The sequence below is a fragment of the Streptomyces sp. NPDC056480 genome, assembly GCF_042795405.1.
Classification (GTDB): Bacteria; Actinomycetota; Actinomycetes; order Streptomycetales; family Streptomycetaceae; genus Streptomyces.
Genome location: NZ_JBHTSA010000199.1, coordinates 1 through 8759 on the forward strand (window position 1 = coordinate 1; position 8759 = coordinate 8759).

Annotated in this window: 7 protein-coding genes; 3 read left to right on the plus strand and 4 right to left on the minus strand. The window is 71.6% G+C overall.

The features are described 5' to 3' along the window. Positions 1-43: 43 nt before the first annotated feature. The 3 genes from ACFQ79_RS39280 to coxB are packed head-to-tail and all read right to left on the minus strand — an operon-like array spanning position 44 to position 3137. The gene (locus tag ACFQ79_RS39280) at positions 44-442 is read right to left on the minus strand and encodes a cytochrome c oxidase subunit 4 (protein WP_017238857.1); all 399 of its coding nucleotides are present in this window, start codon (positions 440-442) and stop codon (positions 44-46) included. Then, positions 439-2175, minus strand: coding sequence for a cytochrome c oxidase subunit I (gene ctaD, locus ACFQ79_RS39285; RefSeq protein ID WP_319308779.1), 1737 nt, complete (start codon positions 2173-2175; stop codon positions 439-441). The genes ACFQ79_RS39280 and ctaD overlap by 4 nt, the downstream gene beginning before the upstream one ends. After that, positions 2172-3137, minus strand: a complete 966-nt coding sequence (gene coxB, locus ACFQ79_RS39290; protein ID WP_383592857.1) for a cytochrome c oxidase subunit II — start codon at positions 3135-3137, stop codon at positions 2172-2174. The genes ctaD and coxB overlap by 4 nt, the downstream gene beginning before the upstream one ends. A gap of 614 nt (positions 3138-3751) precedes the next feature. Here coxB and ACFQ79_RS39295 point away from each other — a divergent pair. Next, complete coding sequence (locus tag ACFQ79_RS39295) at positions 3752-5164, plus strand: cysteine desulfurase/sulfurtransferase TusA family protein (RefSeq protein ID WP_383592860.1); 1413 nt, start codon at positions 3752-3754, stop codon at positions 5162-5164. A 642-nt stretch (positions 5165-5806) separates the two neighbouring features. On the opposite strand, the gene ACFQ79_RS39300 is transcribed toward ACFQ79_RS39295, so the two are convergent. Then, positions 5807-6781 (minus strand): carbohydrate kinase family protein, encoded by a 975-nt coding sequence (locus ACFQ79_RS39300; protein WP_383592863.1) that lies wholly within the window; start codon positions 6779-6781, stop codon positions 5807-5809. 133 nt (positions 6782-6914) lie between these two features. On the opposite strand from ACFQ79_RS39300, the gene ACFQ79_RS39305 reads away from it, so the two are divergent. Both ACFQ79_RS39305 and ACFQ79_RS39310 read left to right on the plus strand, forming a co-directional pair. Then, positions 6915-7121 (plus strand): hypothetical protein, encoded by a 207-nt coding sequence (locus tag ACFQ79_RS39305; protein ID WP_383052473.1) that lies wholly within the window; start codon positions 6915-6917, stop codon positions 7119-7121. 66 nt (positions 7122-7187) lie between these two features. Next, complete coding sequence (locus ACFQ79_RS39310) at positions 7188-8708, plus strand: hypothetical protein (RefSeq protein ID WP_383592866.1); 1521 nt, start codon at positions 7188-7190, stop codon at positions 8706-8708. The last annotated feature ends 51 nt before the right edge of the window (positions 8709-8759 follow it).

Below are 8759 nucleotides of genomic sequence, written 5' to 3' on the forward strand. Positions count from 1 at the left end.
GTGTCCGGGCCCCTCGGGTGCTCCGGTGGGGAGCGGGGTACCGCTACTGGTTCTGGTTCTCGCCGCGGTAGAACTCGAAGACCCAGCCGAACAGGCCGACGAGGATCAGCGGGGCGGAGAAGTACAGGATCCACCAGCCCATCGCGATGGCGAGGAAGGCGAGCGCACCGCCGACGGCCAGCGACAGCGGCTGCCAGCTGTGCGGGGCGAAGAAGCCCACTTCACCGGCCTCGTCCGCGACGTCGGCCTCCTTGTCGTCCTGCGCCATCGCGTCGACACGCTTGGCCGTGAAGGCCAGGTAGTAGCCGATCATGATGGACAGGCCGAAGGCCAGGAAGAGCGCCGTCGTGCCGACCGGCTCCTTCGACCACACGCCGTACAGGACGGCCATGGCAAGGATGAAGACGCTCAGCCAGATGAACATCTTGCCCTGGATCTTCACTTGCCGGCCTCCTTGCCGCCCGCGAGGGCCTCGGCCACGTGACCCTTGTTCTCGAGCTGGTCGAGAGCCGCGATCTCAGGGTGGTGCAGATCGAACGCCGGGGATTCCGAACGGATCCGCGGCAGGGTGAGGAAGTTGTGCCGCGGCGGCGGGCAGGACGTCGCCCATTCGAGCGAACGGCCGTAGCCCCACGGGTCGTCGACCTCGATCTTCTTGCCGTACTTGGCGGTCTTCCAGACGTTGTAGAAGAACGGCAGGATCGACAGACCGAGCAGGAAGGAGGAGATCGTCGAGATCGTGTTCAGCGCGGTGAAGCCGTCGGCGTCGAGGTAGTCCGCGTAACGACGCGGCATGCCCTCGGCACCGAGCCAGTGCTGCACCAGGAACGTGCCGTGGAAGCCGATGAACAGCGTCCAGAACGTCATCTTGCCGAGCCGCTCGTCCAGCATCTTGCCCGTGAACTTCGGCCACCAGAAGTGGAAGCCGGCGAACATCGCGAAGACCACGGTGCCGAAGACGACGTAGTGGAAGTGGGCGACGACGAAGTACGAGTCGGAGACGTGGAAGTCCATCGGCGGCGAGGCCAGGATGACACCGGTCAGACCACCGAAGGTGAAGGTGATCAGGAAGCCGATCGTCCACAGCATCGGTGTCTCGAAGGACAGCGAGCCCTTCCACATCGTTCCGATCCAGTTGAAGAACTTCACGCCTGTCGGTACGGCGATGAGGAACGTCATGAAGGAGAAGAACGGGAGGAGCACGCCACCGGTGACGTACATGTGGTGCGCCCACACGGTCACGGAGAGACCGGCGATCGCGATGGTCGCGGCCACCAGACCGATGTAGCCGAACATCGGCTTGCGGCTGAAGACCGGGATGACCTCGGAGATGATGCCGAAGAACGGCAGCGCGATGATGTACACCTCTGGGTGGCCGAAGAACCAGAAGAGGTGTTGCCAGAGCAACGCTCCACCGTTGGCCGCGTCGAAGACGTGTGCACCGAACTTGCGGTCCGCCTCCAGGGCGAACAGCGCGGCCGCGAGGACCGGGAAGGCGAGCAGGACCAGAACACCGGTCAGCAGCACGTTCCAGGTGAAGATCGGCATGCGGAACATCGTCATGCCCGGAGCGCGCATGCAGATGATCGTGGTGATGAAGTTGACCGAACCGAGGATCGTGCCGAAGCCGGAGAAGGCCAGACCCATGATCCACATGTCGGCGCCGACACCCGGCGAGCGGACGGCATCCGACAGCGGGGAGTAGGCGAACCAGCCGAAGTCGGCCGCACCCTGCGGGGTGAGGAAGCCGGCCACCGCGATGATCGAGCCGAAGAGGTACAGCCAGTACGCGAACATGTTCAGCCGCGGGAACGCCACGTCGGGCGCGCCGATCTGCAACGGCATGATCCAGTTGGCGAACCCGGCGAACAGCGGCGTCGCGAACATCAGCAGCATGATCGTGCCGTGCATCGTGAACGCCTGGTTGAACTGCTCGTTCGACATGATCTGCGTACCCGGACGGGCCAGCTCGGCGCGCATGAAGAGCGCCATGAGTCCGCCGATGCAGAAGAAGACGAACGACGTGACCAGGTACATCGTCCCGATCGTCTTGTGATCGGTGGTGGTCAGCCACTTGATCACGACGTTGCCGGGCTGCTTGCGCCGTACGGGCAGCTCGTTCTCGTACGAGTCCTCAGCTGCGGCGGCACCCTGGGTTTCGTTGTGGATGCTCACAGTTGGTTCTTCTCCGCATTCCTGGCCGGGTCCGTCTGCTCGATGCCAGACGGGATGTAGCCGGTCTGCCCCTTCTCGGCCAGCTCCTTCAGGTGCTGCTGGTAGCGCTCCGGAGAGACCACCTTGACGTTGAAGAGCATCCGGGAGTGGTCGACACCGCACAGCTCGGCGCACTTGCCGAGGAAGGTGCCCTCCTGGGTCGGGGTGACCTCGAAGACGTTGGTGTGACCCGGGATGACGTCCTGCTTGAACAGGAAGGGGACCACCCAGAAGGAGTGGATGACGTCACGGGAGGTCAGGACGAACCGGACCTTCTCACCCTTCGGCAGCCACAGGGTCGGGCCCGGGTTGCCGGTCTGCGGGTTGCGGTCACCGGGGATACCGGCGTCGTAGACGCCGCCGGCGTTGTCCGGGAACTCGTCCTGGAACTTGTCCGGAATGGCCGCGAGGTTCTTGTCCGTCTTGGCGTCGCCCTTCACACCGGGCACGTTCTCGACGTAGTTGAAGCCCCAGCTCCACTGGTAGCCGACCACGTTGACCGTGTGGGCCGGCTTCGGGGTGAGCTCGAGGAGCTTCGACTCGTCGCGCGCGGTGAAGTAGAAGAGCACCGAGACGATGATGAGGGGGGTGACCGTGTACAGCGCCTCGATGGGCATGTTGTAACGGGTCTGCGGAGGTACCTCGACCTTGGTCCTGCTCCGCCGGTGGAAGATGACGGACCAGATGATCAGGCCCCACACCAGGATTCCGGTGATGAGCGCGGCGGCCCACGATCCCTGCCAGAGGGAGAGGATCCGAGGCGCCTCTTCCGTGACAGGGGTGGGCATGCCAAGGCGGGGGAAGTCTTCCCAGTTGTACGAGCAGCCCGTGGCTGTCGCCAGGATCAGGCCCGCAGTCAGCACCTGCGGCAGCTTCCGCCGCATCGGGCGCCGCGACGAGCGGTCGGAGCCGTTGGGACTCACGTAGCGCCTTCCCGAGAGTCTCGGCCCGCAGTGGTCGGCCACGGCCGTCCGTCTCGCTGGTCGGTCGCCGCCCCGGCCGCGGGCAGGGGTTTGGATGTTTATGCGGACCAAACCCTACTGGACGCTATTTGGGGTCGCGCGGGGAGGGTGCCCAACGCGCCGTCCGAGTCCCCGAAGGGGTGGACTCCGGGGTTCCGGAGGGGGGTCGGACGCGTCCGTTCGGCGGTCTGCCGGTGTATGACGAGGCGGTTCTGACGAGGGCTCATGGGGGTGGGGTGGGCGGGCCCGGGGGTGGGGGGTGAGGCTCGGGGTGAAGGCTCGCGTCCGGCTCGGCCGGGCCGGGCCGGGCTCTGCTCGACTCGGCTGGGCTGGGCTCGGCCGGGCTGGGCCGGGCCGGGCCGGCTGGGCTCGGCCGTACGCTCACCCCGGTCCGGGTATGGGCTCGCCCCTGACCGGGCGTGGGCACCCCCGGACCGGCCGCTGACGTGCTGCGGCCGGGCCACGGGCGGGCAGCGGGCAGGCCCCCGGACCGGCAGCGGCCCGGACCGGCGACCCGTCGCGGACTCTCCCCGGGTGGTCGAAGGGCGTCCGGACCCAGGCCCTACCGTGGGCGGATGCCGTACTTCGACGCCGCGTCCGCCGCCCCGTTGCACCCCGTCGCCCGCCAGGCGCTGCTCGCCTCCCTCGACGAGGGCTGGGCCGATCCGGCCCGGCTGTACCGGGAGGGGCGGCGCGCCAGGCTGCTGCTCGACGCCGCGCGGGAGGCCGCGGCGGAGGCCGTGGGCTGCCGCCCCGACGAACTCGTATTCACTCCTTCGGGGACGCGCGCGGTTCACGCGGGGATCTCGGGATCTCTCGCGGGGCGTCGGCGTGTCGGAAACCGGCTCGTGGTCTCCGCGGTCGAGCACTCCTCCGTCCTGCACGCGGCCGAGAGCCACGCGGCGACGGGCGGAGCGGTGACGGAGGTTCCGGTGGGGCGGACGGGGGCGGTGGACCCGGACGTCTTCGCGGCCGCGCTCGGCGCCGGGGACGCGGGCGACGCGGGCACGGTCGCGCTGGCGTGTCTCCAGTCGGCCAACCACGAGGTGGGGACCGAGCAGCCGGTGGCGGAGGTGGCCGAGGCCTGCCGGGCGGCCGGCGTGCCGCTGCTCGTGGACGCGGCCCAGTCGCTGGGCTGGGGGCCGGTGGAGGGCGGCTGGTCGCTGCTCGCGGCGAGCGCGCACAAGTGGGGCGGGCCGGCGGGGGTGGGGCTGCTCGCCGTACGGAAGGGGGTGCGGTTCGCGCCTCAAGGCCCCCTGGACGAGCGGGAGTCGGGCCGGGCGCCCGGCTTCGAGAACCTGCCGGGGATCGTGGCGGCGGCGGCCTCGCTGCGGGCGGTGCGGGCGGAGGCGGCGGCCGAGGGGGCGAGGCTGCGGGCCCTGGTGGACCGGATCCGGGCACGGGTGCCGGAGCTCGTCCCGGACGTGGAGGTGGTGGGCGACCTGGTGCGGCGCCTGCCCCACCTGGTGACCTTCTCCTGTCTGTACGTGGACGGGGAGACGGTGCTGCACGAGCTGGACCGGGAGGGATTCTCCGTTTCGTCCGGTTCGTCGTGTACGAGCTCGACGCTGACGCCCAGCCATGTGCTGCGCGCGATGGGGGTGCTGAGCGAGGGGAACGTCCGGGTGTCGCTGCCGGCCGGCACGGCGGAGGAGGACGTGGACCGCTTCCTGGACGTGCTGCCGGCGGTGGTGGCGGGGGTACGGGAGCGGCTCGGCGCGCCGACGAGGCCGTCGGCGGCAGCCTCCGCGCCGGGGGGCGGCTCCTTGGTGGTGGACGCGCTCGGCCGGCGCTGCCCGATCCCGGTGATCGAACTGGCGAAGGTCATCGGGGACGTGCCGGTGGGCGGAACGGTGACGGTCCTGGCGGACGACGCGGCGGCGCGGCTGGACATTCCGGCGTGGTGCGAGATGCGGGGCCAGGAGTACGTGGGCGAGTCGCCTGCGGCGGGGGGTGGGGTGGCGTACGTGGTACGCCGGACGAGCTGACGCGGGGCGACGGGGCCGCCGCCCTGGATTGCGACCCGCCACGCGGGGTCGCCCCTCGGCTGCGACCCGCCGCGCAGGGCCACCCCTTGATCGCGGCCCGCGGCACAGGGCCGCCCCCTGAGTTTGCGACCCGCCGCGCGGGGCCGCCCCTCGGTTGCGGGTCGTCCGCCTCGGCGGGTGGGCGGCGCGCCTCGCGGAGTGCCGCCTCCACCCGCCTGCGGGCTGCGCCCGCGCCCCCCGCGTGGGCCGCGGCCTCGCCTCGCCCACCCCCCCCCGTGTGGGCAATCGTCTCGCAGGGCGGGACGGGTGGGCACACGGGACGGCGCCCTCTGGCGGCGCCTCCGCCCCCGTGCCCTGGCCCGCACCACCAGTGCGCCGCGCACCGGGTGCGGGTTCAGGCACGGAAGCCTAGGCCCGGCAAAGGGCGCCGTTCCGTTGTGCCCACCCGTTCCGCCCCAGCGGAACGAATGCCCACAACGTGGGTGGGCGGGGGGGGCGCCGGTCCCCTGGTGCGACGCCCACAGCGGGGGGTGGGCGCGGGGGGGGCGTCGCACCAGGGGAGCGGATGCCCGTAACGCGGGGCGCGAGCCCGGAGGGAGGCCGGCTCGGCGGTGCCAGGGGCTCCGCCGAGGGGGCGGCGTGTCAGGACAGGTGGGACTGGACTTCTGTCGCCGCTTCTTCGCCGTACGCCTTCTTGAAGCGGTCCATGAAGTTCGCCCGCCGCAGCGTGTACTCCTGCGTGCCCAGCGTCTCGATGACCAGCGTCGCCAGCATGCAGCCGACCTGCGCCGCACGCTCGTGCCCGACCCCCCACGACAGCCCCGTCAGGAAGCCCGCGCGGAAGGCGTCGCCGACGCCCGTCGGGTCGACCTTCGCCGTCTCCTCCGCGCAGGCGACCTCGATCGGCGTGTCGCCGACGCGCTCGATGCGCACGCCGCGCGAGCCGAGCGTGGTGACGCGGTGGCCGACGCGGGCGAGGATCTCGGCGTCGGTCCAGCCCGTCTTGGACTCGATGAGGCCCTTCTCGTACTCGTTGGAGAAGAGGTACGTGGCGCCGTCCAGGAGCGTGCGGATCTCGTCGCCGTCCATCCGCGCGATCTGCTGCGAGAAGTCCGCGGCGAACGGGATGCCCCGCGTCTTGCACTCCTCCGTGTGGCGGAGCATCGCCTCGGGGTCGTCGGCGCCGATGAGGACGAGGTCGAGGCCGCCCACCCGGTCGGCGACGGTCTTGAGCTCGATCAGCCGGGCCTCGCTCATGGCGCCCGTGTAGAAGGAGCCGATCTGGTTGTGGTCCTTGTCCGTGGTGCAGACGAAGCGGGCCGTGTGCAGGACCTCGGAGATGCGGACCGAGCCGGTGTCGACGCCGTGGCGGTCGAGCCAGCCGCGGTACTCGTCGAAGTCGTAGCCGGCCGCGCCCACCAGGATCGGGGTGCCGCCGAGCTGGCCCATGCCGAAGCAGATGTTGGGGCCGACGCCGCCGCGCCGGACGTCGAGGTTGTCGACGAGGAAGGAGAGGGACACCGTGTGCAGCTGGTCGGCCACCAGCTGGTCGGCGAACCGGCCGGGGAAGGTCATGAGGTGGTCGGTGGCGATGGAGCCGGTGACTGCGATACGCACGGCGGGGTGCTCCTGCGGGAAGGCGGCAATGACGGACATTCACGCTACCGGCTGGTGGCCTCACTGCCGAACAGTGGAAACTACCCCAGAGTAGGGCTTTTCCCCAGGGGCGTGCGGTGCATACGGTGCGCCCATGACCATCTACCCCGCTTCACGTGAGCGACACGAGTCCGAGCCGAGCCTCGCCGACCTGCGGGGCGACGGCGCACGGATGGCTCCGCACTGGGTGACCCCGGTCGCCCCCGCACCCGCTCCGGTCTCCCCCGCGCTGATCCACGGGGTCGTCGTCCCGGCGGCCTCGGCCCGGCTCATCGAGGCGACCGCCGAATACGGCGGCTGACGGACGGAACCGTCCGCGCATCCGCTCCGTCCCATCGGCGTCCGGTCGAGACGAGGGAGCGTTGCGGTGAGCGGTACGGAGAACGTACGGAGGCGGCGGAGCGTCATCGCCGCCTCGGTGGCGGCGGGTGTGCTGCTCGCCGGGGGCGGTGGCGTCTACCTCGCCACCACGGCGTCCGGTGACGGCACCGGCTCGGGCGCGGCGGCCGAGGCCGCCGACGCGGCCGGTCCGCCGGTGCCGCTGCGCCTGGAGGGCGGCAGCGGCGACGCCACCGACGGTGGCGACACACGGGGCGGCCCGGGCATCGCGCCCGGCGAGCCGGACCCCGGGGGCGGTCCGAACGGGACCGTCTACACAGCCAAGGGCCCACTCCCCCAAGGGCCCTCCTCGGCCGCGGTCCACCGGCCCGAGGGCCTGGTCACCTCGGCGGAGGTGACCAGGCTGGCCGAAGCGCTGGGCATCTCCGGGAGTCCCTCGCTGGTGGGCGAGGTCTGGACGATCCGGCCCGAGAAGGACGGTTCGGGAGCCCGTCTCGACGTGGCGCGGAAGGCGCCGGGGAACTGGACGTACTCCTGGTACGACGGCGGTCCGGCCGGCGACGCCTGCCTCAAGGGCAAGGCCTGTCCGCCCCCGGGCGAGTCGAAGCCCGCTCCGGGCGGTACGCCGCTGAGCGAGGCGGCGGCGAAGGCGGCCGCCGCGCCGATCCTGAAGGCGCTCGGTCAGGACGACGCCAAGGTCACCGCGACCGGTGTGGTGAACGGTTCGGTACGGGTGGTCAACGCCGATCCGGTGGTGGGCGGACTGCCGACGTACGGCTGGTCGACCGGGCTGCACATCGCGCGGGACGGCCGGGCGGTCGCCGGGAGCGGGACGCTGAAGGAACCGGCCGAGGGTGCCGTGTACCCGGTGATCGGGGCGGCGAAGGCGCTCGCCGGGCTGAACGAGGACGCGAAGGGCACCGGTCCGATCGGCGTGGGGCGCTGCCCCACCGCCCCGCCCGGCGTGGACGGGAACGGGAGGCCCGAGGACGCCCGGACCGGCGGAACGCCTGCGCCGGGGCACGTCGAGCCCACTCCGCCCTGCCAGACGATCGTCGACCGGGCCGCGCCCGACCAGGTGCCGGTGACCGCCGCGGTGTTCGGTCTGGCCGCGCGGGACGTAGACGGCGAGCGGCTGCTCGTACCGTCGTGGCTGTTCACCGCGGACCCGGCGAACGGCGCGCCGTACACGGTGGTGCGGACGGCGGTGGCGCCGGAGTACCTGGCCCCGCCGGCGAAGCCCTCGCCGGAGCCGACGCCCCCTCCCGGGGACGACGCGCGGGCCGCGCGGGTCGTCGAGTCCGTGCGGGTCCAGGGGGACGGCCGGGAGCTGGCCGTCACCTTCTGGGGCGGGGTGTGCAGCACGTACACCGTGAAGGCCGACGAGCAGCCGGACCGGGTGACGGTGCGGATCGTCGAGAAGACCGACCCCGACCGGGTCTGCATCATGATCGCCAAGGACTTCACGAAGACGGTGACGCTGAAGAGTCCGCTGGGCGACCGGCCGGTGGTCGACGCGGCGAGCGGGGAGGCCGTGCCGCGCCGCTGAGTCCGGCGGGCGGGCACGACCGAGGGCGGCGGGCCGGGGGCGGGCCCCGGC

Excerpts from the sequence above, each read along its gene's own strand:
- ACFQ79_RS39305 (WP_383052473.1), top strand. The coding sequence starts at position 6,915 with ATGACCATCTACCCCGCTTCACGTGAGCGACACGAGTCCGAGCCGAGC.
- ACFQ79_RS39295 (WP_383592860.1), top strand. The coding sequence starts at position 3,752 with ATGCCGTACTTCGACGCCGCGTCCGCCGCCCCGTTGCACCCCGTCGCC.